This window comes from Lentzea aerocolonigenes, assembly GCF_000955955.1.
Lineage (GTDB): Bacteria > Actinomycetota > Actinomycetes > Mycobacteriales > Pseudonocardiaceae > Lentzea > Lentzea aerocolonigenes_A.
This window is the reverse complement of record NZ_JYJG01000368.1, coordinates 1-25,820: the sequence shown is the minus strand read 5'-3', so window position 1 is coordinate 25,820 and position 25,820 is coordinate 1. Positions and strand designations below refer to the sequence as shown.

Annotated in this window: 26 protein-coding genes and 1 pseudogene; 20 read left to right on the top strand and 7 right to left on the bottom strand. The window is 68.3% G+C overall.

Annotation, left to right across the window (positions count from 1 at the left end; genetic code table 11):
- Positions 1–23: 23 nt before the first annotated feature.
- On the bottom strand, positions 24–311 hold the full coding sequence (locus tag UK23_RS38635; RefSeq protein ID WP_045316739.1) for a hypothetical protein: 288 nt from the start codon (positions 309–311) through the stop codon (positions 24–26).
- A gap of 119 nt (positions 312–430) precedes the next feature.
- Here UK23_RS38635 and aspS point away from each other — a divergent pair, with 119 nt between their 5' ends.
- The 4 genes and pseudogenes from aspS to UK23_RS54240 form a co-directional block, all read left to right on the top strand.
- Positions 431–2,206, top strand: a complete 1,776-nt coding sequence (gene aspS, locus UK23_RS38630) for an aspartate--tRNA ligase (RefSeq protein ID WP_045316738.1) — start codon at positions 431–433, stop codon at positions 2,204–2,206.
- Positions 2,206–3,147 (top strand): DUF389 domain-containing protein, encoded by a 942-nt coding sequence (locus UK23_RS38625; protein WP_045316737.1) that lies wholly within the window; start codon positions 2,206–2,208, stop codon positions 3,145–3,147. The genes aspS and UK23_RS38625 overlap by 1 nt, the downstream gene beginning before the upstream one ends.
- Positions 3,148–3,249: 102 nt before the next feature.
- Positions 3,250–4,422, top strand: a complete 1,173-nt coding sequence (locus tag UK23_RS38620; RefSeq protein WP_045316736.1) for a hypothetical protein — start codon at positions 3,250–3,252, stop codon at positions 4,420–4,422.
- Between the two features lie 53 nt (positions 4,423–4,475).
- A pseudogene (locus tag UK23_RS54240) lies at positions 4,476–5,006 on the top strand (SGNH/GDSL hydrolase family protein); the annotation flags it as partial.
- Between the two features lie 180 nt (positions 5,007–5,186).
- Here UK23_RS54240 and UK23_RS38610 read toward each other — a convergent pair.
- Both UK23_RS38610 and UK23_RS38605 read right to left on the bottom strand, forming a co-directional pair.
- The gene (locus UK23_RS38610; RefSeq protein WP_045316735.1) at positions 5,187–6,536 is read right to left on the bottom strand and encodes a sensor histidine kinase; all 1,350 of its coding nucleotides are present in this window, start codon (positions 6,534–6,536) and stop codon (positions 5,187–5,189) included.
- Positions 6,514–7,239, bottom strand: a complete 726-nt coding sequence (locus UK23_RS38605; RefSeq protein ID WP_196778076.1) for a response regulator transcription factor — start codon at positions 7,237–7,239, stop codon at positions 6,514–6,516. Before UK23_RS38605 ends, UK23_RS38610 begins: the two co-directional genes overlap by 23 nt.
- Before the next feature lie 122 nt (positions 7,240–7,361).
- Here UK23_RS38605 and UK23_RS38600 point away from each other — a divergent pair, with 122 nt between their 5' ends.
- The 6 genes from UK23_RS38600 (at position 7,362) to UK23_RS38580 (ending at position 13,762) form a co-directional block, all read left to right on the top strand.
- Positions 7,362–9,044: a bifunctional metallophosphatase/5'-nucleotidase gene (locus UK23_RS38600; RefSeq protein WP_231114870.1), complete on the top strand. Its 1,683-nt coding sequence runs from the start codon at positions 7,362–7,364 to the stop codon at positions 9,042–9,044.
- A gap of 74 nt (positions 9,045–9,118) precedes the next feature.
- Positions 9,119–9,574 (top strand): hypothetical protein, encoded by a 456-nt coding sequence (locus UK23_RS38595; RefSeq protein WP_045316733.1) that lies wholly within the window; start codon positions 9,119–9,121, stop codon positions 9,572–9,574.
- 10 nt (positions 9,575–9,584) lie between these two features.
- Positions 9,585–9,902 carry a hypothetical protein gene (locus tag UK23_RS38590; RefSeq protein WP_045316732.1) on the top strand — a complete coding sequence of 106 codons (318 nt, stop codon included), beginning with the start codon at positions 9,585–9,587 and terminating at the stop codon, positions 9,900–9,902.
- A gap of 202 nt (positions 9,903–10,104) precedes the next feature.
- Positions 10,105–10,236, top strand: a complete 132-nt coding sequence (locus UK23_RS54695; RefSeq protein ID WP_269112329.1) for a hypothetical protein — start codon at positions 10,105–10,107, stop codon at positions 10,234–10,236.
- On the top strand, positions 10,233–10,727 hold the full coding sequence (mug, locus tag UK23_RS38585) for a G/U mismatch-specific DNA glycosylase (protein ID WP_045316731.1): 495 nt from the start codon (positions 10,233–10,235) through the stop codon (positions 10,725–10,727). Before UK23_RS54695 ends, mug begins: the two co-directional genes overlap by 4 nt.
- A gap of 185 nt (positions 10,728–10,912) precedes the next feature.
- Entirely contained in the window at positions 10,913–13,762 is a 2,850-nt protein-coding gene (locus UK23_RS38580) for an AfsR/SARP family transcriptional regulator (protein WP_045316730.1), read from the top strand.
- Here the strand turns inward: UK23_RS38580 and UK23_RS38575 are convergent.
- Positions 13,752–14,297, bottom strand: coding sequence for a hypothetical protein (locus UK23_RS38575; protein WP_045316729.1), 546 nt, complete (start codon positions 14,295–14,297; stop codon positions 13,752–13,754). The two genes, UK23_RS38580 and UK23_RS38575, sit on opposite strands and share 11 nt — an antisense overlap.
- Before the next feature lie 142 nt (positions 14,298–14,439).
- Here UK23_RS38575 and UK23_RS38570 point away from each other — a divergent pair, with 142 nt between their 5' ends.
- The 9 genes from UK23_RS38570 (at position 14,440) to UK23_RS38530 (ending at position 21,388) form a co-directional block, all read left to right on the top strand.
- Positions 14,440–14,907: a hypothetical protein gene (locus tag UK23_RS38570; protein ID WP_045316728.1), complete on the top strand. Its 468-nt coding sequence runs from the start codon at positions 14,440–14,442 to the stop codon at positions 14,905–14,907.
- Between the two features lie 47 nt (positions 14,908–14,954).
- The gene (locus tag UK23_RS38565) at positions 14,955–15,713 is read left to right on the top strand and encodes an LLM class flavin-dependent oxidoreductase (protein WP_045316727.1); all 759 of its coding nucleotides are present in this window, start codon (positions 14,955–14,957) and stop codon (positions 15,711–15,713) included.
- 75 nt (positions 15,714–15,788) lie between these two features.
- Entirely contained in the window at positions 15,789–16,418 is a 630-nt protein-coding gene (locus UK23_RS49330; RefSeq protein WP_156213698.1) for a DUF4041 domain-containing protein, read from the top strand.
- Between the two features lie 52 nt (positions 16,419–16,470).
- Positions 16,471–16,923 carry an SRPBCC family protein gene (locus tag UK23_RS38555; protein ID WP_045316726.1) on the top strand — a complete coding sequence of 151 codons (453 nt, stop codon included), beginning with the start codon at positions 16,471–16,473 and terminating at the stop codon, positions 16,921–16,923.
- Between the two features lie 32 nt (positions 16,924–16,955).
- Entirely contained in the window at positions 16,956–17,687 is a 732-nt protein-coding gene (locus tag UK23_RS38550) for an ABC transporter ATP-binding protein (protein ID WP_052685423.1), read from the top strand.
- Complete coding sequence (locus tag UK23_RS38545) at positions 17,684–18,655, top strand: ABC transporter permease (protein WP_045316725.1); 972 nt, start codon at positions 17,684–17,686, stop codon at positions 18,653–18,655. Before UK23_RS38550 ends, UK23_RS38545 begins: the two co-directional genes overlap by 4 nt.
- A gap of 26 nt (positions 18,656–18,681) precedes the next feature.
- Positions 18,682–19,053: a GntR family transcriptional regulator gene (locus UK23_RS38540; RefSeq protein ID WP_045316741.1), complete on the top strand. Its 372-nt coding sequence runs from the start codon at positions 18,682–18,684 to the stop codon at positions 19,051–19,053.
- Positions 19,054–19,096: 43 nt separating this feature from the next.
- Complete coding sequence (locus tag UK23_RS38535; protein WP_045316724.1) at positions 19,097–19,960, top strand: ABC transporter ATP-binding protein; 864 nt, start codon at positions 19,097–19,099, stop codon at positions 19,958–19,960.
- A gap of 96 nt (positions 19,961–20,056) precedes the next feature.
- Positions 20,057–21,388, top strand: a complete 1,332-nt coding sequence (locus tag UK23_RS38530) for a DUF4041 domain-containing protein (RefSeq protein ID WP_082115315.1) — start codon at positions 20,057–20,059, stop codon at positions 21,386–21,388.
- On the opposite strand, the gene UK23_RS38525 is transcribed toward UK23_RS38530, so the two are convergent.
- From UK23_RS38525 to UK23_RS38515, 3 genes are read right to left on the bottom strand one after another with little or no spacing between them, the layout of a single operon-like run.
- The gene (locus tag UK23_RS38525; RefSeq protein WP_045316723.1) at positions 21,379–22,920 is read right to left on the bottom strand and encodes a phytoene desaturase family protein; all 1,542 of its coding nucleotides are present in this window, start codon (positions 22,918–22,920) and stop codon (positions 21,379–21,381) included. The genes UK23_RS38530 and UK23_RS38525 overlap by 10 nt on opposite strands.
- Positions 22,917–23,780, bottom strand: a complete 864-nt coding sequence (locus UK23_RS38520; protein ID WP_045316722.1) for an NAD-dependent epimerase/dehydratase family protein — start codon at positions 23,778–23,780, stop codon at positions 22,917–22,919. Before UK23_RS38520 ends, UK23_RS38525 begins: the two co-directional genes overlap by 4 nt.
- Entirely contained in the window at positions 23,777–24,316 is a 540-nt protein-coding gene (locus UK23_RS38515) for a hemerythrin domain-containing protein (protein ID WP_045316721.1), read from the bottom strand. Before UK23_RS38515 ends, UK23_RS38520 begins: the two co-directional genes overlap by 4 nt.
- 300 nt (positions 24,317–24,616) lie before the next feature.
- On the opposite strand from UK23_RS38515, the gene UK23_RS38510 reads away from it, so the two are divergent.
- Positions 24,617–25,765: an ABC transporter substrate-binding protein gene (locus tag UK23_RS38510; protein ID WP_052685422.1), complete on the top strand. Its 1,149-nt coding sequence runs from the start codon at positions 24,617–24,619 to the stop codon at positions 25,763–25,765.
- Positions 25,766–25,820 lie beyond the last annotated feature (55 nt).

The window sequence follows — 25,820 nt, the reverse complement described above, 5'->3', positions numbered from 1 at the left end:
CAGCGCGACCTGACGAAGTACTACTAGAGGACCTGTTCCGCGACTGAGAGCGCCACGAGATAGAGACCGGCCATCAGCGCGGCACCGATCCACGGCCAGTAGGCCCGAGGCTCACGCAGCGCGCGGAACCAGGTCGCGAACGTCGCGGACAGCCCGATCACGATGGTGCCGACCGTCGACATCATGAACGGCGCGAAGCACATCCCGGTGCACGCGGACACCGGCGTGAAGCCGAGAACGCCGAGGAACAGCACGCCGACTGCCACGACGAACATCACGAGCATGCCGAAGACGGCCACCGGGATCCGCATGCCGGACAAGCTAGCCAACAGAGATCACCGGCGCCTGGGAAAGACCTGCGTGAAAATCCGAAGGCGGTCCCAGCTAGCCTTGACGGTAAAGCTGACTTCGTCTACAAGGAGCCACCACCGTGTTGCGCACGCACGAGGCCGGATCACTCCGGGCCGAGCACGCCGGGCAGTCCGTCACCCTCACCGGGTGGGTCGCTCGCCGGCGTGATCACGGCGGTGTCATCTTCATCGACCTCCGCGACGCGTCCGGCGTCGCCCAGGTCGTCTTCCGCGAGGGCGAGATGGCCGAGCGCGCGCACCGGCTGCGCAGCGAGTACGTCATCAAGGTCACCGGCGACGTGAGCAAGCGGCCAGAGGGCAGCGAGAACCCCGAGCTCCCCACCGGCGCCGTCGAGATCTACGTGAGCGACCTCGAGGTGCTCAACGAGGCCGCGCCGCTGCCGTTCCAGGTCGAGAGCGACACGGAGCCGGGCGAGGAGGCCCGCCTCAAGCACCGCTACCTCGACCTGCGCCGGGAGGGCCCGGCCAAGGCCATCCGGCTGCGCAGCGAGGTCAGCCGGATCGCGCGAGAGGTTCTCCACGGCGAGAAGTTCGTCGAGATCGAGACGCCGACGCTGACCCGGTCCACGCCCGAGGGCGCGCGCGACTTCCTGGTGCCCGCGCGGCTGCGGCCCGGCAGCTGGTACGCGTTGCCGCAGTCGCCGCAGCTGTTCAAGCAGCTGCTCATGGTCGGTGGCCTGGAGCGCTACTACCAGATCGCGCGCTGCTACCGCGACGAGGACTTCCGCGCGGACAGGCAGCCGGAGTTCACCCAGCTCGACATCGAGATGAGCTTCGTCGAGCAGGACGACGTCATCGCGCTCACCGAGAAGCTGCTCGCCGCCATCTGGAAGGAGACGAAGGACGTCGAGCTGCCGCTGCCGTTCCGTCGCATCTCCTACGCCGAGGCGATGGCGAAGTACGGCTCGGACAAGCCGGATCTGCGCTTCGACGTCGAGCTCACGGAGCTGACGGAGTACTTCAAGGACACGACGTTCCGCGTGTTCCAGGCGCCGTACGTCGGTGCCGTGGTCATGCCGGGTGGTGCGAGCCAGCCGCGGCGCACGCTCGACGCGTGGCAGGAGTTCGCCAAGCAGCGCGGCCACAAGGGCCTCGCGTACGTCCTCATCGCGGAAGACGGCACGCTGGGCGGGCCGGTCGCCAAGAACCTCACGGACGCCGAGCGCGACGGGCTCGCCAAGGCCGTCGGTGCGAACGCGGGCGACTGCATCTTCTTCGCCGCCGGTGAGGCACGGGACGCGCGCGCACTGCTCGGTGCGGCCCGCGTCGAGATCGCGCACCGCGTCGGCCTGGTCGACGAGAACGCGTGGGCGTTCGCCTGGGTCGTCGACTTCCCGATGTTCGAGGCCGTCGACAAGCTCGAGGCCGGTGACGTCGCGGTCGGTGGCGGCAAGTGGACGGCGCTGCACCACGCGTTCACGAGCCCGACGCCGGAGTGGATCGACAACTTCGAGACCGAGCCCGGCAACGCGCTGGCCTACGCCTACGACGTGATCCTCAACGGCAACGAGCTCGGCGGTGGCTCGATTCGTATCCACCGCGCGGACGTGCAGCAGCGCGCGTTCAACGTCATGGGCATCGGGGCGGAGGAGGCGCAGGAGAAGTTCGGCTTCCTGCTCGACGCGTTCAAGTTCGGCGCGCCGCCGCACGGTGGCATCGCGCTCGGCTGGGACCGCCTCGTCATGTTGCTCGCGGGTGTCGACTCGATCCGCGAGGTGATCGCGTTCCCGAAGTCCGGTGGCGGCTACGACCCGCTGACCGCGGCTCCGGCTCCGATCACGCCGCAGCAGCGCAAGGAAGCCGGCGTCGACGCCAAGCCCGACCAGAAGCAGTAATGCTGAGGCTGAGGGTGGTCTGCCCGGCAGACCAGTCCGAAGCCGCGCTGAAGATCCTCCGCGACCACGCAGGGGCCACTCATCTCGTGGTCCTGCGTGGCGCGGCGATCGAGCCCACCGGTGACCTGATCACGGCGGACGTGGCGCGGGAGGCGGTCGACGAGATCGTCAGCGCGTTGTGCGACCTGCACATCGACCACACCGGTGGCGTCACGATCGAATCCATCGACACGTCGTTGTCCGACAGCGCCGACCTCGCGGAGGAGAACGCGCCGGGCGAGGGCTCGGACGTGATCGTGTGGGAGGAGCTGATCGCGAAGTCGGGCGAGGAGTCCCGGCCGAGCTTGACGTTCCAGGCCTTCCTCACGATCGCGTGCCTGCTGGCGGCGGTCGGCGTCGCGACGAACTCGCCGGTGACGATCGTCGGCGCGATGGTGGTGGGGCCGGAGTTCGGGCCGCTCGCCGCCATCGCGGTCGGGCTCGTGGCGAAGCGGTGGGACCTGGTCAAACGGGCATCGATCGCGCTCGCTGTCGGCTTCCCGCTGGCCATGGTGATCACGTCCGTGCTGACGTGGTGCGGTGAGCTCGGCGGGCTGTTCGACAAGAACGCCTTGATCAACGGTCACCAGGTCGACTTCGTCTACCAGTTCGGGCCGTTCTCGCTGATCGTCGCGTTGCTCGCGGGTGCGGCGGGCATGCTGTCGATGACGTCCGCGAAGTCCGCGGCACTCGTCGGCGTGTTCATCTCGGTCACCACGGTTCCGGCGGCCGGGTACGCGGCTTTGGCGGCAGTTCTCGGAGTGTGGGACAGAGTGGGGCCGGCAGTAGCCCAACTGGGGATCAACTTGATCGGTATTGTCGCCGCCGCGGCGTTCGTTCTGTTGATCCGCAGGCGGCGGGCAACGGATGGTGTTTCCACACGTCCACTGTCCAAGGGGTGATCCGGAAACAGCGCGAGCCGTTATCAACGAGTGGTGGTAGTCGCAGCCTGGCCGGATTAGCGTCGGTCCGGCTCACGGACATGGGGAGTAGGGTCGGAGGGGATGAGCGTGGAGATCACCGCGGGCCCTCCCGACACGACTTCACCTGAGATCGCTGAAGCTGTCGATGCTGCCGAGCGGGTACTGACCAGGCGTTTGGGCGCACAGGTGCGTCTAGCTGACCCCGAGGCTCTCGGGGGTACCGGTCGTTCCGTCGTGATCCGGGTCAGAGTGGCGTCCTCGCCGTTCTCGATGCCGCGCACGCTGGTCGTGAAGCGGTATCCGGCAGGTACCGGTGACCGCGACCCGTGGGCGCACGAAGCCGTCAGCCATCAGCTCCTCACCGCGTTGCCCGCCGAAGAGCGCGCCACGCCGGAACTTTTCGCCCACGACGCGACGTCGCGCCTGGTCGTGCTGGAGGATCTGGGCCGCGCGCCGAGGTTGTCCGAGAAGCTGCACGCCAAGGACGCGCGTGCCGCTGAACGTGGCCTGCTGTCGTGGGCGCACGCGATGGGCCGCCTGCACGCCACGACGGCGGGCCGGGACGCGGACTTCGACGCGTTGATGCGCCGCGCCGGTGCGCAGTGCTGCCAGGACCCGATCGCGGTCGACGTGCACGCCGCCATCGCGGGGTTACCGGCGCTGCTCGGCACCACGCTGGGCGTCGAGACGTCCCCGCAGGCCACCGAGTTCGCCGCCGACGCCGCGCGGGCGTTCAGCACCTCACGCCGCCGTGCGTTCAGCCCGTCGACGTCGTGTCCGGACAACCACCTGGTCACCTCGCGCGGGGTCCGGTTCGTCGACTTCGAGGGCGGCTGCGTCCGCGACATCGTGTTCGACGCCGCGGCGCTGCGGGTGCCGTTCCCGTCCTGCTGGTGCGGGTGGGGGCTGCCGCCGGGCATGTCCGAGGCCATGGTCGCCGCGTGGCGGGCCGAGGTCGGGTCGGTGTGGCCGGAGATGGACGACGACGCGATCCTCTTACCGCGCCTGCTGGAAGCCCAGCTGCTGTGGGTGTGGCTCGCGACGTGGCGGGCGCTGTCCAAGCCGATGCCGACCGTCGACAACGCACCACCGCGCAGCGTCGTGCTGGCCGGCCGGTGGGTGCGGCTGCGGTCCGACGCGCTGATCCTCGGCGAGAAGACCGTTGCCTCGCACGCCGACGCGGTGATCGGCGCACTGGCCGACCGCTACGGCGCTGAGGTGCTCGAACTCCCTCTTTACCCAGCATTTCGCTGAACCGTTCCCACACGGTCATTCCGAGATCACCGGGCACGCTGATCCTGGGGCGTGTGCTGGTGTTGCTCGGTGACTCGACAGCGGTCGGGATCGGAGACCTCGTTCCCGGCGGGTGGCGCGGCTTCGGCCCGATCCTCTCGTCCGCCTACCCGGACAACCGCTATCGCAACTACGCCGTCTCCGGCGCGCGGCTGGCGGACGTCCGACGCACCCAGTTGCCGCAGGCCCTGCGCGACGAGCCCAGCGCGGCCGTCGTCATCGCGGGCGTCAACGACACGCTCCGGTCCGACTTCTCGGTCCGGCGGATGCACGCCGACCTCGACGCGATCTGCCGTGAGCTGACCGCGGCCGGCGTCTCCGTCGTCACCGTGCGGTTCCACGACCAGGGCCGCGTCTTCAAGTTGCCCGGACGGTTGCGGCGAGTGCTCAAGGAACGCATCGACGAGTACAACCGCGTGGTCGACGTCGTGACCGCACGGCACGGCGTGCGGTGCGTCGACCTGCACACGTTGCCCGGTGCGTACGAACTGGAGACGTGGGCGGTCGACCGGCTGCACCCGTCCGAGCTGGGGCACCGGATGCTCGCGAAGGCGTTCGCGTCGGAGCTGCGCGCGGTCGGGCACGCGGTCGGCGAGGTCAGCCTGGAGTGCTCCGGCGGGCGCGAGCTCACGGTGTGGCACCACGTCGCGTGGCTGCTGCTCAAGGGGATCCCGTGGCTGTTCCGGCGGGGCGCGGACCTGCTGCCGTTGCTGTGGAGCGAAACCTCAGAGCCGCAGCGAGACGGTGAATTCGGTCTTGCCTGGGACGCTCTGCACGGACACCTGGCCATCATGCGCGCCGACGACGGCGGCCACGATGGACAGCCCCAGCCCCGTGCTGCCGGCGGCGCGTGACCTGCTGCTGTCGCCGCGCGCGAACCGTTCGAACACCTCCAGGCCCGCCGGGATGCCCGGTCCGTCGTCGGTGACGGTGAGGTCGACGCGTCCGTTGTGGACGTTCAGGCCGGTGGTGACCGTGGTGCCGGGCGGGGTGTGGGTGCGGGCGTTGGAGAGCAGGTTGCCCAGGACCTGGTGCAGGCGCTGGACATCGCCCTCGACGATCACCGGTTCTTCCGGCAGCGCGATTCTCCAGTTGTGCTGCGGCGCGGAGATCCTCGCGTCGCCGACCACGTCCAGCACGAGCCGCGAGAGATCCACCTCCTCGCGTTCCAGCGGACGGCCGTCGTCGAGACGGGCGAGCAGCAGCATGTCCTCGACCAGCGACGTCATCCGCACGGCCTCGGACTCGACGCGGCCCATGGCGTGCGCGATCTGGTCAGGGACCTCCTCCTCGGACCGTCTGGTCAGCTCGGCGTAACCGCGGATCGCGGCGAGCGGTGTGCGCAGCTCGTGCGAGGCGTCCGCGACGAACCGGCGGACCCGGGTTTCGCTGGCGTGCCTGGCCTCCAGCGCTTCGCCGACGTGGCCGAGCATGCGGTTGAGCGCCAGGCCGACCTTGCCGACCTCGGTGTCCGGGTCGGTGTCCGGCACCCGATCGGCGAGTGCGACGTCGCCCTCGTGCAGCTGCAGCTCGGAGACGCGGGTGGCGGTCTCGGCGACGCGGTCGAGCGGGACCAGGCTTCTCCGGATGATCCGCTGGCCCACCAGCGCGGCCGCGGCGACACCGGCCGCGGTGAGGGCGACGAGCAGCCAGATCATCTGCCAGACGAGTTCGTCGACAGGGCCCGACGGCATGCCCTTGATCCGCGTCGGGTCGACGTGGATGCGGAAGTAGCCGACGTCCTGGCCGAAGTCGACGCTGTGGTTGCCGGGGTCGAGGTCCTTGAGCTGCTTGAGTTCGGAGGCGTTCAGCGGGCGCGGCTGGTCCCAGTACGGCAGCTCGATCGTGCCCTCGACGGTGCCGTCGGGGTTGATCTTGGCGTTGAGTCCCGGCGCGCGGCTGCCGACCGGTGGCTGCTTGATCTCGGTGATCTGGCGGTCGAGGTCGTGGGTCAGGAAACCGTGCAGCGCCAGCACCGCGACCACGCCGGTGACCACGGACAACGCGATGATCACCGCGATCTGGCCGACGATCAGCTTGGCGCGCAGCGTTTTAGGCCGAAGGCTTGAGGACATAGCCCGCGCCCCGCATCGTGTGGATCATCGGTGCGCGCCCGGCGTCGATCTTCTTGCGCAGGTAGGAGATGTACAGCTCGACGATGTTCGCCTGGCCGCCGAAGTCGTAGCTCCAGACGCGGTCGAGGATCTGGGCTTTGCTCAGCACGCGGCGCGGGTTGCTCATCAGGTAGCGCAGCAGCTCGAACTCCGTGGCGGTCAACGAGATCTGCTCGCCCCCGCGGGTCACCTCGCGCGTGTCCTCGTTCAGCTGGAGATCGCCGACGACGAGCCGTGCGCCCGCGTCCTCCTCCGTGACGCCTGTGCGCCGCATGAGTGCACGCAGCCGCAGCACGACCTCTTCGAGTGAGAACGGCTTCGTCACGTAGTCGTCGCCGCCCGCGGTGAGGCCGGCGATGCGGTCCTCGACGGCGTCCTTCGCGGTCAGGAACAGCACCGGCAGGTTCGGCTGCTCCGCGCGCATCCGGCGCAGCACCTCGAAACCGTCGAAGTCCGGCAGCATCACGTCGAGCACGACGGCGTCCGGTTTGAACTCGCGCGCGGTCCTGACCGCCGTAGAGCCGTCGAGGGCGGTGCGGACGTCCCACTTCTCCATGCGCAGCGCCATCGTCATCAGCTCGGCCAGAGTGGACTCGTCGTCCACCACCAGCACCCGGACGGGCTGTCCGTCCGGCCTGCGGAGTTCGGCTTTTATCGTGCGCATGGCTCCCATGGTGGCTGGTGAGCCTGTGTACCACCTGTGAGAGCCGTCCACCGTTCGGGCGATTGGCGGTTACGTCAATTGTGAGCAGCTATGTTCGGTTTGAGGCCCGACGACTGACGGAGGTGAGCGGCCTGCGCACGTTCACGCTGACCGTCATGGGGTCCACCGACCTGCACGGCAACCTGTTCAACTGGGACTACTACCGCGACCGCGAGTTCGACGACTACGCGCACGACGACGTCGGCCTCGCGAAGATCTCGACGCTGGTGCACGGGGTGCGAGACGCCGTGGGGCGGCATCGGACGTTGCTGCTCGACGCCGGTGACACCATCCAGGGCACGCCGCTGGCCTACTACTACGCGCGCGTCGAGCCGATCACGCGGACGTTGGTGCATCCGATGGCCGCCGCGATGAACGCGATCGGGTACACGGCTGCCGCTCTGGGGAACCACGAGTTCAACTACGGGCTCGAGGTGCTGCGGACGTTCGAGCGGCAGCTGGACTTCCCGCTGCTGGCGGCCAACGCGGTGGACGTCGCCACTGGACTGCCCGCGTTCCAGCCCTACGTGATCAAGACCGTGTGGCGGACGGGCGGGCCGCCGTTGCGGGTCGGGATTCTGGGGCTGACCAATCCCGGGATCGCGGTGTGGGACCGGGCGGTGGTGGAAGGGCTGCTGACGTTCCCCGGGCTGGTCGAGCAGGCGCTGCACTGGGTGCCGGAGGTGCGGTCCAAGTCCGATCTGGTGATCGTCGTGGCGCATTCCGGAGCGGATCTCTCGTCGTCGCTGGGTGATCAGGTGCCGTTCCCGGAGAACTGCGCGGAGCTGCTCGCGGAGACGGTGCCGGGAATCGACGCGGTGCTGGTCGGGCATGCGCACGTGGAGATTCCGCAGCGGTTCGTGCTGAACAAGGTGACCGGGCGGCCGGTGCTGCTGACCGAGCCGTTGTACTGGGGCAAGCGGTTGTCCGTGATGGAGTTCGACCTGGAGTTCGACGGCCGGTGGTCCGTGGTGTCGTCCCAGTCGTCGGTGCTGTTGTCCTCGTCGGTGGCCGAGGATCCGCGGATCGCGCGGCTGCTGCGCCACGACCACGCGAAGGTCATCAACTACGTCAACGCGCGGATCGGCACCTGCCTCGGGGCGATGTCGGCGGATCGGTCCCGGTTCGAGGACACGCCGGCGCTGGGGTTCATCAACCACGTGCAGGCGTTGGAGGTGGCCAAGTCGACGTCGTTGCCGGTGTTGTCGTTGTGCGCGCCGTTCAACCGCGGGGCGGCGATTCCGGCCGGGGAAGTGTCCATAAGGGACGTCGCAGGGCTGTACCCGTTCGACAACACGCTGGTGGGCGTGCGGTTGACCGGTGGGCAGCTGAGGGACTTCCTGGAGGAGTCGGCTCGCTACTTCCAGCAGGTTTCTTCTGGTGGGCCGTTCTCGGCGGCTGAGGTGTCGGCTGACGTGCCGGACTACAACTTCGACATCGCGTACGGGTTGTCGGCACCTTTGACCTACGACATCGACATCGCCGCGCCGGTCGGGTCGCGGATCGTGGGACTGGCTTACGACGGGGTGCCGGTGGACGACTCCGTCGAGTTCGCGGTGGCGGTGAACAACTACCGGCAGGGCGGTGGGGGCGACTTCCCGCACATCGCGTCGGCGCCCGTGCTGCACAACCAGCAGCAGGAGATCCGGCAGTTGCTGATCGACTGGGTGAAGGCCGCGGGCGTGCTCGATCCGGCGGCTTTCGTGCGGTCCGATTGGCGGCTCGTTGCTGCTGGTTCGCCCGTGATCGTCTCCACGAACGAGTGAATTCGGGCGTGTTGTCCTGCGGGTTCTGCTCCAGGCGGTGGCATGGAGTCGGCCGAATGAGATAGGTCAGGCGCGTGCAGTTACCGCAGCGCGTCTTCCTCGGCGCTCTAGTCGTGCCGATGCTGCTCGCCTCGGTGGGCACCGTGTTCCGCCCCGCCACCGAGATCGAGCCCGGCCACCTGGTGTTCGCCGTGCGCTCGTCCGAGATCGTGCTGGCCGGCACCGCGGGCACCGCTGCCGAGCGTCAGGAGGTGGTGGACGCCGTGCGCGTGCTGACCGCCTCCTACCGCATCACCGACATGATCACCCCGAATGCCGGTGAGCGCATGCCGGTCTCCTCCGGCGTTGTCTCCGGCCTGCTCGGGGTCGTGCTCGACCAGGGCGTCACCGAGTTCACCGGCGTCGTCCACAAAGGACACCTGACCGCCTCTGCCCGCGTGGCGGACCCCGAGCGCGCGGGCGCGCTGAGCGACGCCCTGCGTGCCGCGGCCCCGGACCTGCGGGTCGACGAGGACTTCACTTCGGACTAGGAGCTTCGCGTTGTTCGGCTTCTTCATCCAGATGTTCCTGCTGTGCGCGGGCGCGTTCCTGGCGGGCGTGCTCCTGACCTGGCTGACCATGCGCTCCCGCGTGGTGCACGAGGTGCCGGTCGTCGGCCGTCTGTCGATCATGGAGGAGCCGGTGCCGGTGCCTCCCGCGATCAAGGCGAACTCGCGGACGATGATGTTCCACACCCCGGAGTCGCCGTACTACAAGCGGATGAAGGGGGACGCGTTCTTCCACTCACCGGAGGACGCGCGCCGGGCCGGCTACACGATGTGGACGCCGCGCCCCCGAGTGCCAGCGACCGCTTCCTAGTCGCTGGTTGATGAAGGGAACCTTGCTCAACCTGGGGTTGATGAGGGGAACCTTCATCAACGTGATGCCGCGGCGGCGCGTAGCCAGGCGTCGAGCGCGAGGTACGTGGCAGGCCGAGCAGGGGTGCGATGTGCTCGTTCGCCTCGTCCATCCACGTGGTGGCCCAGACGAGCTCGCACGGCAGGGCTTTGAGCCATGGTCCGTGTGCCGGGTCGAGCCGGGCGAGGCCGGGAGCACCGGGCACGCCGTCGCCGAACGGGAGCAGCGGGCCGTCGACGTCGAGGAACAGCAGCGGGAGACCGGTCACCGCGACACCGTAGGCTTGATCGCGTGATTTCCGACGTGATCAAGCCCGGGCTCGACGTGCTCTTCTGCGGCATCAACCCCGGCCTCGTGTCGGAGGCGACCGGGCACCACTTCGCGCGGCCGGGAAACCGGTTCTGGCCCGCCCTGCATTTGTCCGGTTTCACGCCGAGGCAGTTCGCGCCCGCCGAGCAGGAGCAGCTCCTGGACCTCAACCTCGGCATCACGAACGTCGTCGCGCGTCCCTCGGCCAAAGCCGAAGAATTAACAATTGACGAACTGAAGGCCGGTGGCATTGAGCTCACCGAAAAGGTCGAGCGGTATTCACCGAAGGTTCTCGCGGTGCTCGGCGTGACGGTGTACCGGGCGGCCTTCAACCGCAAGAAGGCACAAGTCGGGCCGCAGACGGACCTGGTGGGCGGGGTGCGGGTGTGGGTGCTGCCCAATCCCAGCGGACTGAACGCGCACTGGCAGTTGCCCGCGCTGGCGGAGGAGTTCGCCAGGCTCAAAGCGAGCCTGTGAACAAAGGTTCACATTCATGCCCACTGCAAGTGGGCGAGACGGGACAAACCCTGGTCTGGTTGCATCGACATATGCGGCCATTCGAGTGGCGTCACCCAGAAGTGGAACCGGGGATTGACCGCCTGCGTCAGAATTTGGCAATGCAGCGCAGAACTTGGTGAATCTTCAACACTGGTGGGGGCGCAGTGGAGGTCAGGATTCTGGGGCCGGTCGAGCCGTCGGTGCCGCCCAAGCCCGCGCAGATCTTAGCGGTCTTGGCGGTCGAATGCGGGAGGATTGTTCCCGTCGAACGGCTCATCGACCTCATCTGGGGTGAGGAGCCGCCGCCGCAGGCCCGCAAGTCGCTGCAGGTGCACATCAGCAGCCTCAGAAGGGCCGGGCTGCCGGTCGAGCACCGGGCCGCCGGGTACGTGTTGAGCACCGAGCCCGAGAACGTCGACCTGCACCTGTTCCGCAAGCTCGTGAGCCGGGCGAGCGACGAGCCCGACCTCAAGGTCAAGGCCTCCAAGCTGCACGAAGCGCTCAAGCTCTGGCGCGGCACGCCGGTCGTGTTCGCGCAGACGCTCGACGTGCAGAGGCTCGCGGCCGCGGAGCAGTGGGTCGACGTCGAGCTGGCGCTCGGCAGGCATTCCGAGCTGATCGACCCGCTCGGCGTCTTCGTCGCGGAGTACCCGCTGGCCGAGAAACTGCGCGGCCAGCTCATGACCGCGCTCGCGAGGGCCGGGCGCCGGGCCGACGCGATGCGGGTGTTCCGGGAGACGCGCAAGGTTCTCGTCGACGAGCTGGGCGTCGAGCCGGGTGAGCAGCTGCAGCAGCTCTACCGCGACGTGCTCGAAGGCGCGCGCGAGAGCAGGCGCAACTACCTGCCGCGCGACGCCGGCGACTTCACCGGGCGCGACGAGGAGCTGAGCAGGCTGCTCGACAGCGACGGCGGCGTCTGGTGGATCGAGGGGCCGGCCGGGGTCGGGAAGTCGGCATTGGCGGTGCACGCGGCGCACCGGCTCGCGGACCGGTATCCGGACGGGCAGCTGTTCGTCGATCTGCACTCCCCGTCCGGGGCGCTGGACTCGTTGCTGCGCGCCATGGACGTGCCCGGCGAACGGATTCCGGAGTCCGCGGAGGAACGTGCGGCGCTGTGGCGGGCCACGGTCGGCGGCCGGCGGGTGGTGATCGTGCTGGACGGCGTGACGAGCGTGTCGCAGGTCCGGCCGCTGCTCCCCGGCAGTCCGGGTTGTCTCACGCTGATCACGAGCCGCAGCCGGTTGTGCGGGCTGGAAGGCGTCAGGAGGATCCCGCTCGACGTCCTCAGCAGCGACGAAGCCGTCACCCTGCTCAAACGCATCCTCGGCGACGACCGCGTCTCCGACGAACCCGAACAGGCGCAGGAAGTCGCGCGGCTGTGCGGATATCTGCCGCTCGCCGTGCGGATCACCGGCGCGCGGCTGGCCGGACGGGCGCACTGGCCGGTGTCGAAGCTGGTCAGAAGACTGTCCGACGAACGCAGCAGGCTCGACGAACTGGTCGCGGACGACCTCGCGGTGCGGTCCAGTCTGGAGCTGACCTACCGCGCGCTCGACGACAACGTCCGGCAGGCGTACCGGATCTTCGGGTTCCTCGGCCTGCCCGAGGTGCCGAGCTTCCTGTGGGGGCACCTGCTCGACGAGGACGTGCTCGACCAGCTCGTCGACGCGCGGCTGCTCGACGTCATCGGCAGCGCCCGCTACCGGATGCACGAGCTGGTCCGGCTGCACGCCCGCGAGCTCGCGGAAGCCGAAGACCCGCAACAGGAACGCGAAGACGTCGTGCGCAGGGCAGTGGTCGCCGCGTTGTCCACAGTGGACGGTTTGACCGAGCAGCTCTTCCTGGCCGTGCCGCGCATGCAGGATTCGCTGGGCGTGGTCACCACGGCAGCGCGCCCCGCCGACAAGGACGCCTGGTTCGCGCGCGAGGAGAACCTGCTGACCAGGCTCGTCGAACGGGCGGCGGAGCTCGGCCTCGCGGAGATCGCCTCGCAGCTCGCCGAGGTGCTGGTGTTCGCCTGGTTCGGGCTGAGAAACCGTTACGAGGCTTGGGAACGAACACACACAGCGGCGCTGGAAGCCGTGTGGAAGACCGGGGACGTGAGGCTGGAAGCGGTGCTGCGCTGCAGCCTCGGCCAGATGCACTACAAGCGGGACAACCTGGCCGAAGCGCGCGAGTGGTTCGACACCGCGCAGACGTTGTTCGTGAACATGGGCGACAAGCGCGGCGAGGCCGTCGCGATGAACGGCATCGGCATGGTGTGCCGGGATCTCGGCGAGTACCCGTGCGCGCTGGAAGCCCTCGGCAGAGCCCGTGAGCTGCTGGAGTCGCACGACCCGGAGGGCGTCGCACACGCCCTCTACGGAATCGGCTCCATCAAACGAGAACTCGGCGACGACGAGGGAGCACAGACCACCCTCGCGCTCGCCGAAACCACCTACCGCGCGGCCAGGAGCCGCAGAGGTGAAGCCCTGGCGGCACGGGGCATCGGGCTGATCCATCGTGCCCGCGGAGAGCTGGACCTCGCCGAGGAGCACATCGTGCGCGCCCACGAGATGGTCGCGGGCACCGGGGACGAGCTGCTCGGCTGCTACACCGCCCAGGCGTGGGCGAAGGTGTTGATCCGCAAGGGTTCGTTCGACCCGGCCGAGGAGCTGATCGCCACTGCGATGGACGGCTGCCGCGACGTCGGTGACCGGTTCGGCGAGGCGCTCGTCCGCCGCACGCTGGGGGAGTGGCGGCTCGCGGCCGGTGATCACGCCGGTGCGCGGGTGGTGCTGGCCGAGGCCCTGGCGTCGTGGACCGACTTGGGGCTGCCGTTGTGGCGGGCCCGGACGCTCAGGGACCTCGGCGCGGCCCACGCCTGTCTGGGGGACGTGTCAGGCGCGGACCGCTGCTGGGACGAGGCCGCCGGCCTGTTCACCCGACTGGGCACCCGTGAACTGGGGGAGGTGCGTCAGTGGCGGGCGCGGTGGAATCTCGGCGGCCTCGCGACCAGCTGGATCAGCCGGTGATCTTGTTGTACTTCCACGGCGCGTAGCCGCCGCTCTTCAGCGTCGCGATCGTCGTGGTCTCGTGGTCCATGTCGGTCGCGGTGCTGCCCTCCTCGTAGATCCAGACGGAGGTGTGCGCCGTGTTGGCCCACTTCTCGAACAGCTTCACGTGGCCGTTGCGCAGGATCATGTCGCCCGGCTTGAGGTTCGCCCACGCGATCTTCGTGGCGACGCCGTCCAAAGTGGACGTGGTGCGGCTGGAGGTCAGCTTCCACGTCATGGACACGAAGCCCGAGCAGTCGGTGCGGTACTGCTTGCCGTGGTTGACGTCCCACGCGTAGGCCGTCTGGCTGTACGGAACCTTGCGGTCCCACCAGTTCTTCGCCCGGCTGATGACCTCGGTGCGGCTGATGGAGCCGCCATAGCCCGCGGCGGCGACCTCTTCCTGTCCGATGGTGCCTTCGGGCTTCTCGGGCGCCGCGTGGGCGATCCCGGAGATGCCGGACAGCAGTCCGAGCGAGAGGGCGGTCGCCGCGACGGCGTGGCGAATGCGCATGGTTGTTGCTCCGATCCCCTGATTGTTGACGACCGGAACTGTCCACGACCGCGCCAAAGATCGGCCTAAGGCTGATTTAGGCGTGCCTTTACCGCCTCTTCCTAGCTTCTGCCGCACCTTGCTTTGGGCATAAGGAGAGAGCATGTTCGTTCGCACGATCGCCGCTGTGATCGCGATGTTCGCGGCTCTGATCATCGGCGCGTCCGTCGCCTCGGCGGCGCCGGCCAAGTACACCCACGCGCAGGCGACCGCGCAGCTGCGCGCGGCCGGCATCACCTGGTCGTCGAGCGGTGGCTGCAGCAACCGCAACCAGTCGAACTGCACGTCGTTCGACCAGATCAACCAGACCACCATCGCGGGAATCAAGACGTTCAAGAGTGCTTCCGGCTGCGCGGTGAACATCACCGGCGGCACCGAGACCGGCCACGCGTCGGGCACCTACTCGCACTGGAACGGCTACAAGGTGGACATCTCGCTGAACAGCTGCGTCACCAACTACATCAAGAGCAGGTTCACGTCCATCGGCGGCAACAAGTGGAAGTCGAACGCCGGCAACATCTACTACTTCGAGTCGAACCACTGGGACATCACGTACCACAGCGCCGGCTGATCCAACTCTGTTGCTGAACCGCGGCCGGGGCCGGTAGTAGTGGACGGGTGACCACACTCGGCGCTGTCTACCGGCCCCAGCTCCCGCCTGAGAACCTGCGTTCCGTCGTCCTCGCCGCGGAGGAGTCCGGTGTGGACTCGTTGTGGCTGTGGGAGGACTGCTTCCTGGAGAGCGGCATCGCGGCCGCTTCCGCCGCTCTCGCCTGGACCGAGCGCCTGAAGGTCGGCGTCGGGCTGCTGCCGGTGCCGTTGCGCAACGTCGCGCTGACCGCGATGGAGGCCGCGACGCTGGACCGGCTCTTCCCCGGACGCGTCACGATCGGCGTCGGCCACGGCGTCCAGGACTGGATGGGCCAGGTCGGCGCACGGGTCTCGTCGCCGCTGACTCTCCTGCGCGAGTACACGATCGCGTTGAAGGCACTGCTGGCCGGCGAGCGCGTCACGACATCAGGCCGCTACATCAAGCTGACGGACGTAGCGCTGGACTGGCCGCCGCACCAGCCGATGCCGATCTACGTGGGCGGCCTCGGCATGAAGACCCTGGACCTCGCGGGCGACGCCGGTGACGGCACGATCCTCGACGCGTCGGCCGATCTCGACCGGGTTCGCACGATCAGCGGCTCCCGCGAGCACCCCGTGATCGTCTACGTGGAGACCGACTCGCGGGACCGCGCGTTCGTCACGGACCTGGTCACGCAGGTCGCCGAAGCGGGCGCTACCAGCGTGATCTTGCAGCAGTCGGCCACGAGTGAGGACCCCGAAGGATTCGTGCGATTCGTGGGTTCACTCGATGGAGTGAGTGCATAGCGCGGTAGATAACGGCGGATACCTCCTTGCGATGGAACGGTCGTGGGCCTTTCGTCGCTGTTCGGGGAGGTAAGCATGTTCGGGCGCAAGAACCGCCGGGTCGCTGAGCTGGAGCGGGTCGTCGAAGGCCTGCAGGAGCTGCTCGCTCGAATCGGTGACGCCCGAACAGCGCAAACCTGCGCGCTGGAGGAGGTCGACCGCGCGGGTGCCGAGCTGGTGGCGCTGCGCCATCGGATCAAGAACGCGCGCGCCGAGCTGCAGCCGTTGAAGGAAGAGCTGACCTTCCAGCGGGCCGGCGTGTTCCGCGCGGACGCCGTCGTCGACCACCAGAAGCAGCTCGACCTGATCCACGACGAGATGAAGTCGCTGATCAAGACCGGTGCCGCGATCGACGGCGGCGCGCAGGTCACCTACAACGGGTCGGACGCCACCGGGCGCCGGCTCGTCGAGGACTGGTCGGCGCTGATGCTCCGCTCGTACAACTGCGAGGCCGAGAACTGCCTGCGCATGTTGCGAGCCGGAGGCCTGGACGCCGCCCGCAGGCGGCTCGATCGCGCGGCGTCGGCGATCGAGCGGCTCAGCGGCACGTTCGCCCTCCGGATCTCGCCGCGCTACCAGGCTCTCCGGTCCTACGAGCTGGAGCTCACCGCCGACCACCTGCAGCGCAAGGCCGAATCCCGGCGCACGCGCCGGATTGCCTCCTGACTCGGTTGTCCCTGACTCGGTTGTCTTCCCCTGGCGCGGGTACTTCCCGTGCGTGGCTGAGGTTTCTCTGGACGTAGAAGCACCCATCGAGGCGGTCTGGGCCGTACTCGCCGACGGCTGGTCGTACGCGGGCTGGGTGGTGGGCGCGTCGCACATCCGCGACGTCGACACCGGATGGCCCAAGCCCGGCACGCGCATCCACCACAGCGTGGGGCCGTGGCCGCTGGTCATCCAGGACACCACCGAGGTGGTGCGCTGCGAGCCGTCCCGCCTGCTCGAACTCGACGCCCGGCTGTGGCCGGCCGGCGCCGCGCGGATCACCCTCACCCTGGTGGCGCGGTCGGAGTCGCTCACGGAAGTGCGCATGGCCGAGCAGGTCGTGCGCGGCCCGTCGGCGTTCCTGCCGAAGTTCGCGCAGGACATGCTGCTGATTCCACGTAACAAGGAATCGCTCGCGCGGCTGAACGCGCTGGCCCACGGGCGCACTGGAACACCCTTTCACTAGTTAAGTAGTGAAAGGGTGATACGGTTGCTCCCATGGCACAGAGGGAGCACCCGCCGGTCGTGGCGGACGACCTGGGGAAGAAGTACTCGCGGGGCTGGGCGTTGCGGGACTGCACGCTGCAGATCCCGGCCGGGCGAATCGTGGCGCTCGTCGGGCCGAACGGCGCCGGCAAGAGCACGCTCATGGGCATGATCACCGGACTGCTCCGCCCCACCGCGGGCCGGATCGCGGTGTTCGGCGACGTGCCGAACGGGCGCGGGATGCACGCCTCGGTGGCGTTCCTGACGCAGGCCAAGCCGCTGTACCCGCAGTTCACCGTGACCGAGACGCTGCGGTACGGCCGCAACGCCAATCCGGGGTGGGACCAGGCGTACGCCGAGTCGCTCGTCGAGAAGGCCAACGTGCCGTTCGGCGCGCGAGTGGGGACGCTTTCAGGCGGTCAGCGCACGCGGGTGGCTCTGGCGCTCGCGTTGGGGAAGCGGCCGCGGTTGCTGATGCTGGACGAGCCGTTGGCGGATCTCGACCCGCTGGCCCGCGAGACCGTGCTGCAGACATTGGTGGACGAAGCCAGGACGCAGGGCATCACCGTGCTGCTGTCGTCGCACGTGCTGGCGGAGCTGGAGGACGTGTGCGACCACCTGGTGCTGCTGACGTCCGGACGGGTCCGCCTGGCCGGGGACGTCGACCAGCTGCTGCGGGAGCACCCGCAGACGAGCCTCAGCCGGCTCGCTCTGGCGCACATGCGCGAGGAGGTGGCGGCATGACCTGGATCGTGTGGCGTCAGCAGCGCCCGGTGTTCATCACGCTCGCCATCGGGCTGGTGCTCGCCGTGGCCGCGGTGCTGCTGTGGCGGGCCGGGATGGTCAACGACCTCGCCGCCCGCAACCTGCTGGACTGCGTGGACAAGGGGCTGGACGCGTGTCGTGGCCGGGCGGCCAACGAGTTCCAGAGCGCCTGGTTCGACAAGATGCACGTCGGGCAGGGTTTGGTGCTCGCGGCGCCCGCGTTGATGGGTGTCTTCGTCGGCGCGCCGCTGTTCGCGCGGGAGTACGAGCAGGGCACGCACGCACTCGCGTTCACCCAGTCCGTGAGCCGGACCCGCTGGATGGCGACCAAGTTCGTCGTCGCCGCCGTGCCCGCGCTGGTGTTCGTGATCGCGTTCCAGCTCGTCGTGCGCAGCTGGCTCGACGCGGCCGGTGAGCTCGGCCCGCTGGCGTCCGGCCCGTTCTACTTCACGACCTTCGAGGCCCAGGGCGTGTCGCCGATCGCGTACACGCTGTTCGCCTACACGCTCGGCATCTTCACCGGCGCGCTGTTCCGGCGGACGCTCGTGGCGATGTCGTTGACACTCGGCGTGTTCGTGGCGGTGCGGGTCGTGCTGAGCGGGGTCCGCGAGTTCCTGATCACGCCGACCCGCCTGGTGTCGGACGACCCGAGCAAGCCGTTGGTGCTCGGCAACGGTCCGCTGGTGGTGAAATCCGGTTTCCTGGACGCCAACGGTGCCGTGGTCGCCGACTCGGCGCCGCTGATGAACTGCGCCTCGCGCGGCGACGAGCCGGTCGTGACGGACCTGGCGGCTTGCTACAAGAAGAACGGCCTCGCCCAGTCCTACGCGGACATCATCCCGGCGGACCAGGCTTCGACGTTGCACCTGCTGGAGGCGTCGATCTTCACCGGGCTCGCGGTGCTGTTCGTGCTGGGCGCGGTCTGGGCCGTGCGCAGGCAGGTATGACCGGGTGGGCACCTATGCTGGGCGGCGTGATCGAGTTTCGCATCGATCGGCACTCCGGGGTGTCCACCTATCTCCAGATCGCCGCGCAGGTCAAGCAGGCCATGCGGATGGGGCTGCTCGGACCCGGCGACAAGCTGCCGACGGCACGGGAGGTGGTGGAGGCCACCAGGGTCAACCCCAACACCGTGCTGAAGGCGTACCGCGAGCTCGAGCACGAGGGCCTCGTCGAGGGCCGGCGGGGGATGGGCACGTTCATCACGGCGTCTCTGGCCACGGATGCCGCACGCGGACCGTTGCAGCAGGACCTGGACCAGTGGATGGGCCGCGCGGTGGACGAGGGTCTGTCTTCGGACGAGGTCGACGCGATCTACACGGACGTGCGGTCGGCGCACTACTGATTTCCCAGCGAATGGCCCCAAGAATGTCTCTTGTGGAGTGTGGATGAACGACAGTCCGGTGCACGCTAACGGCGTGGCCAAGCACTTCGGCCGCTTGCGCGCGCTCGACGACTGCTCGTTCTCGTTGCCTCCCGGCAGCGTCACGGGGCTCGTGGGGCCGAACGGGGCGGGCAAGTCGACGTTGCTCTCGCTGATCGCGGGGCTCGCCCGGCCGTCTCGTGGTTCGGTGAGCGTGCACGGGACTCCGGTGCGCGGCCGCATGCACCCTGACGTGTCTTTGCTGACGCAGAAACGGCCGCTGTACGAGCAGTTCACCGTGCGCGAGATGATGCGTGCCGGTGCGGCCATGAATGATCGTTGGTCCTCTTCACGGGCTTTCGAGGTGCTCGATCTCCTTGCGGGCGTGGACAAGGACGCTCAGGTGCGCACGCTGTCCGCCGGTGCGCGGACGCAGGTCGCTATTGCGTTTGCGTTGGGACGGTTGCCGAAGGTGTTGTTGTTGGACGAACCGTTGTCCGACCTCGACCCGTTGGCGCGCGACGAGACGTTGCGGATCGTCATGACCGATGTCGCTGAGCGGGGTACGACGGTGTTGCTGTCATCGCATCTTCTGACCGACCTCGGGGATGTGTGCGACCACCTGCTTCTGCTCGACGAGGGGCGCGTGCAGGTTTCCGGGGACATCGACGACATCCTGGCCGCGCACCAGGTCGTCGTCGGGCCCGCTGACGTGTCGTTGGAGACCGATGGTGTCGTGGTCGACTCGTCGCACACGGCGCGGCAGACGACTGCGTTGGTGCGCGGTGGATCGGTGCCTTCCGGTTGGGAGAGCACGCATCCCGACCTGGAGGGGCTGGTGATGGGGTATCTGCGAGCGTCCAGGACGCGGCGGTCGGTCCGTCAGTAGTTCCGCCGTTCGGGTGGGTTTGTCCTGATGGTCTAACGGCCGGATGCCGCTGTGCGATGACGCCGGTACCAGTCGTCGCGCCAGGGGAGCCGCCAGATGTTCGGCAGCAAGCAGAAGAAGATCGTGTCGCTCGAACAGACCGCGGGTGGGCTCCAGGCGCAGGTAAATCAGCTCAACGGTTACCTGCAACAGATCGGCGGGCTTGAGTACGTGCAGGTGCGTCAGCAGGTCGACCACATGCGAGCCGAACTGGCCGGGCTGCAGCAGGCGCACGCCACCGAGCGTCAGGTGCACCAGAAGGCCTTGACCATCGAGCGCCGGGAACACGACGAGGCTCTGGCGTTGCAGAAGAAGGGCTTCGAGCAGGGACTGGCCCAGCTTCGAGCGGAGCTGGCGGCTGCTCAGCAGACGCTGGTGCCGTTCACGGACGAGCTGCTGTTCCAGGACGCCGGCGTGTTCCGCTACCACCACCCGCTGGAGAACTCCGAACAGTACAAACGCCAGCTGGACCGCGTGCAGGACACGATGAAGCAGATGATCAGGGACAAGACCGCGGTCGTCGGCAGTAGCAACTTCACCTTCAACGGGTCGAGCCGGGAAGGCGCCAAGATGGTCGCCGACTGGTGCAAGCTGATGCTTCGCTCGTACAACGCCGAGGCGGAGAACAGCCTGCGGGTGATGAAGGCGGGGTCCGTCGACGCGGCCAAGAAGCGGTTGGTCCGCGCGGCCGAGGCGATCGAGAAGCTCGGCAAGATGCTGAGCATCGAGATCGATGACCGCTACGAGAAGCTGCGCATGCTCGAGCTGGAGCTCATGGCGGACTACCTGCAGAAGAAGCAGGAGGAGAAGGAGAACGAGCGCGCCGAACGTGAGAGGTTGCGCGAGGAGGCCAAGGCGCAGGTCGAGTTCCGGCGAGAGCTGGAGAAGCTCGACAAGGAGCGCAAGCACCTCGAGAACGTCCGCAAGGCGTTGCTCGCCAAGGGGGACGTCGCTGCCGCGGAGGAGCTCCAGTCCGAGTTGGACAAGGTCGTCGCGGGCATCGAGGGTGTGCAGCAGCGCGAGGCCAACATCCGCGCCGGGTACGTCTACGTGATCAGCAACCTCGGTGCGTTCGGACCGAAGATGGTGAAGATCGGGATGACGCGGCGCCTGCATCCCGAAGAGCGCGTGCTCGAGCTCGGTGACGCCTCCGTGCCGTTCCGGTACGACACGCACATCCTTTACTACTCGCACGACGCGGTGTCGCTGGAGACGGCCCTGCACCGTGAGTTGTCCAGCCGCAGGGTCAACCAGGTCAACATGCGCCGCGAGTTCTTCTACGCCACTCCCGAGGAGGTGCGTGAGTTGCTCAAGAAGCACGGTGGCCAGGTGCTGGAGTACGTGCTCGAACCCGAGGCGGCCGAGTACCGGCAGAGCGTTCAGGTGTAGAGGGCTTTGTGGGCGCCCTGGATCAGGGTTTTGTAGAGCTCGCCCGCGATGCCCCACCGGGTGAGCGCCGCCCGTGCCGCGTTCGCTCCCGCCGCGCCGTGCACGCCGCCACCCGGCCACGCTGAGGAGCCGGCGAGGTAGAGGCGGTCGAACGGGGTGTCGGCGCGGCCCAGACCCGGCACCGGGCGGAAGATCAGCTGCTGGTGGATGGCCGCGGTGCCGCCGTTGACCGAGCCGATCTCCTGCGGGCCGAGGACGCTTCGCTGCAGGATGCGGGAGCGGAAGCCCGGGGCGCGTTCCTCGATCATCAGCTCGATGCGGTCGGCGCGGCGCTTCAGGCGGTCCGGGGTCCAGCCGCCGCCGAGCGGTACGTGGGTGTAGGCCCAGGCGGCCTCGGTGCCGGCTGGGGAGCGTGACGGGTCGGTCGTCGTCATCTGGCCCATGACCATGAACGGGTTGCGCGGGACTTTGCCGCACGCGAGTTCGTGGGCGACGGTGGCGAGGCCGTTGACGTCGCCGCCGAGGTGGACGGTGCCTGCCTGCGCGGCTTCCGGGTTGGTCCACGGGATCGGGCCGGACAGCGCCCAGTCGACCTTGATCGTGTCGCCGTCCCACTGGAACTTCTTGAGGTCGTCGGCGAGCTTGCCGGGCAGTGCGTCGCCGCCGATGAGGTCGAGATAGAGGTTCGGGGCGGGGATGTCGGCGATGACGGCTCGGCGTGCGCGCACGGTGGAGCCATCTGCCAGACGCACGCCCACGGCGACACCGCGCGCGTGCAGAACGGAAGCCACCCGCGCGTTCGTTTCGATGCGGCCACCGAATCGGCGCACGAGCGAGGCGCTCAGCTCGCCCGCGCCGCCGCGCGGGACCGGGTTGCCGACGTCCTGCGCGAGCATCGCCAGCAGCCAGCCGAAACCCGCGCCGCCGGCCTGGTCCGGGCCGAGGTCTGTGTGCATCGTGTTGCCCGCCAACAACACACGGGCGCCTTCGCCCTCGAACAGCTCCTCGCCCAGACGGCGGACCGGCAGCGTGAGTGTGCGCGCCAAACGCAAGGCGTCACCGATGCCGGCGGCCTTCAAAAGAGAAAGGCCGCCACGAACCGGTGGGAACGGACGCAGCAGTGACTCCAGCACGGCGTCGCGGACGGACTGCCAGCGCGTGAACTCGGCCTGCCAGCGGTCGGCGTCGGCGTGAGCGAACGCGCCGACGGACTTCGCGGTGGTTTCGACCTCGCGAGAGAGGAGGGCCACGCGGTCGTCGGGCAGCACGTGGGCGAGCACGGCCGGTGCGTGTTGCCACTGCACGTCGAGGTTCAACGCTCCGATGACGGGCGAGCCGAGGCCGAGGGGGTAGAACGCGCTGTAGACGTCGTTCGTGAAGCCGGGCGCGGTGATCTCGGCCGACGTGACGGCGCCGCCGGGGGTGTCGCGCTGCTCCAGCACCAGCACGTCCCAGCCCGCGTCCGCCAGCAGGGCCGCCGCGACCAGGCCGTTCGGGCCTGAGCCGATGACGACCGCATCAACCTCGTTCACGCACGCCTCCCCATTGCTGTGACGACCTCGCTCAGCACATCACGTGCGTCGTGCTCGGGCCACCATTCCAGATCTTGGTGCGCGCGGGTGGTCCGCACCAGAGGCGCCTGATCGGCCATCCGGACCCACTCCGGGGTGAGCGGTTGCAGCCGGAGCTTCGCCGTCGCACCCGCCAGCTTCTCGATCACCGGGTACGGCACCGGGAGCCTCGCCGCGCCAACGCGGTCAGCGATCATCGGTGCGGTCAGCACCGGTTCGGAGGCGAGGTTGAACGCGCCCAACGCCCGGCGGCGCACTATCTCCACGATCGCGCGCGCCACGTCGTCGGAGTGCACGAGCTGCAGGCGCAGGCCGGTCCACAACGGCACGGGCAGCAACGGCAGCAGGCGAGGGGAGAGCCAACGGCTGAGGAGCCACCGTCGCAGCTGCTGCGCCGCTGACGCCTGGGCGATCCCGCACGGCCTGATGACCGTGCACGGCAAGGGATAGCGGCTGATCATCTCCTCCAGCCGCACCTTGTGCGCGCTGTACGTGCTGCCGGGGATGCCGGTCGTCGGCCACGACTCGTCCACACGCTCGTAGCGCGCCGCCGGGGCGTAAGCCGCCACCGACGACGCGCAGATCAGGTGTCCTACCTCTTCTTTGATGCAGGCAGCGAGCACGTGCTCGCTGCCGTCGACGTTCGTCTGGTGGTCGGTCGGTTTGATCGCCCACGCCAGGTGCACGACGACGTCGGCACCGCGGATGGCGTCCCTCAGCGATGAGAGAGCGCGCACGTCCACACCGACGTCCTCGAAGTCGAGGTGACGCCGGAGCGCGGTGCCGACGTTGCCGCTGCCGCCGGTGACGACGATCCTCACCCGAGCACCTTGCGGATCGCGTCGCGCGCCTTGTCCACCACGGCCACCAACGGCCCCAGCGCCAGGTTCGCGATCGGGCTCTCGACGCCGGGGTGCGGGCGGGTCGGCGCGATGGCTTCGGCGGCCTCCACCGCGCGCGCCATCCGTTCGAGTCGCTCTTGGTCGTGCACCTTGCGCAGCAGCGGGAACTCGGCCTGCTCCTCGTGGTCCGCGTGGGCGAGCACGTCATCACGGAGTTGCACGAGCAGAGTGTCGAAGCCCTCGGCCTCGGGCCCCATGTCGTGCATCGTGCTGAGGAGCTCCTTGGCGCGTCGCTCCTCCGCGACCCGTGCTTCCACGATCGGCTCGCCGCCGCTCACGCGCGCGATGGCGGGGTGGACGATTTCCTCCTCCGCGGTCTCGTGGACCGAAAGCAGTCGCACGAGCCGATGCCATGCGTCCTTGCGTTCGTCGCCAACGGCGGTCTCGACCTCGGCGAACAGGGTGCGGATGGTCTCGTGTTGCCGGTGCAGCAGCGTGATCACGTCATCAGCCATGCCGCTCGGGTACCCGAAATGTGATCGACAACGCCGTATCTCATTTCGTTCGGCGCCGAAGAACTAGCACACTCCGTAGTCGAGCGGTAGTCACATGAACCTAACAATCCTGTGTCACGTACCACATAGAGAGGCAATATGTGACCGATCAACGAATACTGAGCTACCGCTTAGTATGTTCGATCCTGATCTTTCGACAAGGACTGCTGCATGCCCTTCCGCCGCCGTGCACTGCCCACCGCCTTAGCGCTCGTCGTCCTCGTGGCCGGCTGTGGCGCTGGGGAACCTGAGAAACCCCAGGTGAAGACCGGTCCGGGCGTAACTGCGGACACGATCTCGCTCGGCATCCTCACCGACATGACGGGTCCGTTCAAAGCGTCCGCGATGACGCGCATGAAGGGATACGAGCTGTACCTGAAGCAGGTCAACGACCGCGGGGGAATCTGCGGTCGCAAGGTCGAGCTCAAGCTGAAAGACCACGCGTACGACGTGCAGAAGGCGCTCGACGCCTACTTCGACCTGGAACCGCAGGTCCTGGGTCTGCTGGAGCTAGCGGGCACACCGATGACCGCGGCGATCGAGCCCGACATCATGCAGACCCGCACGCTGACCGCGCCCGCCTCGTGGGCCGCGTCGCTGCTCGGCAACCCGCACATGATGATCGTGGGCACGACCTACGACCTCGACGTCATCAACGGACTTGATCACTACAAGCGCCGCGGTGTGATCAAGGAGGGCGACACGATCGGCCACGTGTACGTCACGGGCAGCTACGGCGACAACGCCGTCGAGGGCAGCCGGTTCGTCGGCCAGCAGTGGAACATGAAGATCGCCGAGCAGCCGATCGACGAGACCAGGGCTGACTTGACGCAGCAGATCGCCTCGTTGAAGGCCCAGGGCGCCAAGGCCATCGTGCTGAGCACCGCGCCCGCGCAGACCGCTGCCGCCGTGGGTGTCGCCGCGGCGATGAAGTGGGACGTGCCGTTCATGGTCAACGTCGTCGGCTACGACCCCGCGCTGCTGGAGTCGCCGGTCGCGGCCGCCGTCGAGAAGCAGGTGTCCGTGGTGACGTCCGTGGCGCCGTTCACCGGCACCCAGGCCGGCCCACGAGCGGTGGCGGCGGCGTTCAGCAAGAACTACCCCAACGACAAGCCCGCGCTGTACGTCGACCACGGCTACACGGTCGCGAAGGTGTTCCTCTCGGTCGTGGAGAAGGCCTGCAAGAACGGCGACCTCACGCGCGACGGCGTGCTGAAGGCGTTCCACGACACCAACGGCCTCGACACGCAGGGCCTCACCGGCACGCTGCACTACTCGCTGGTCGGCCGTCCCTCGTCCACCCAGTCGTACATCACCAAGGTCGACAAGTCGGCGCCCGGCGGTCTCACCACCGTCGAGGAGCTCTTCGAGTCCGAACTGGTGAAGGCGAAGGGCACCCGAGCCAAGTAAGCAAGGTCGATGAAGGGAACCTTCATCCACTTGAGGTGGATGAAGGTTCCCTTCA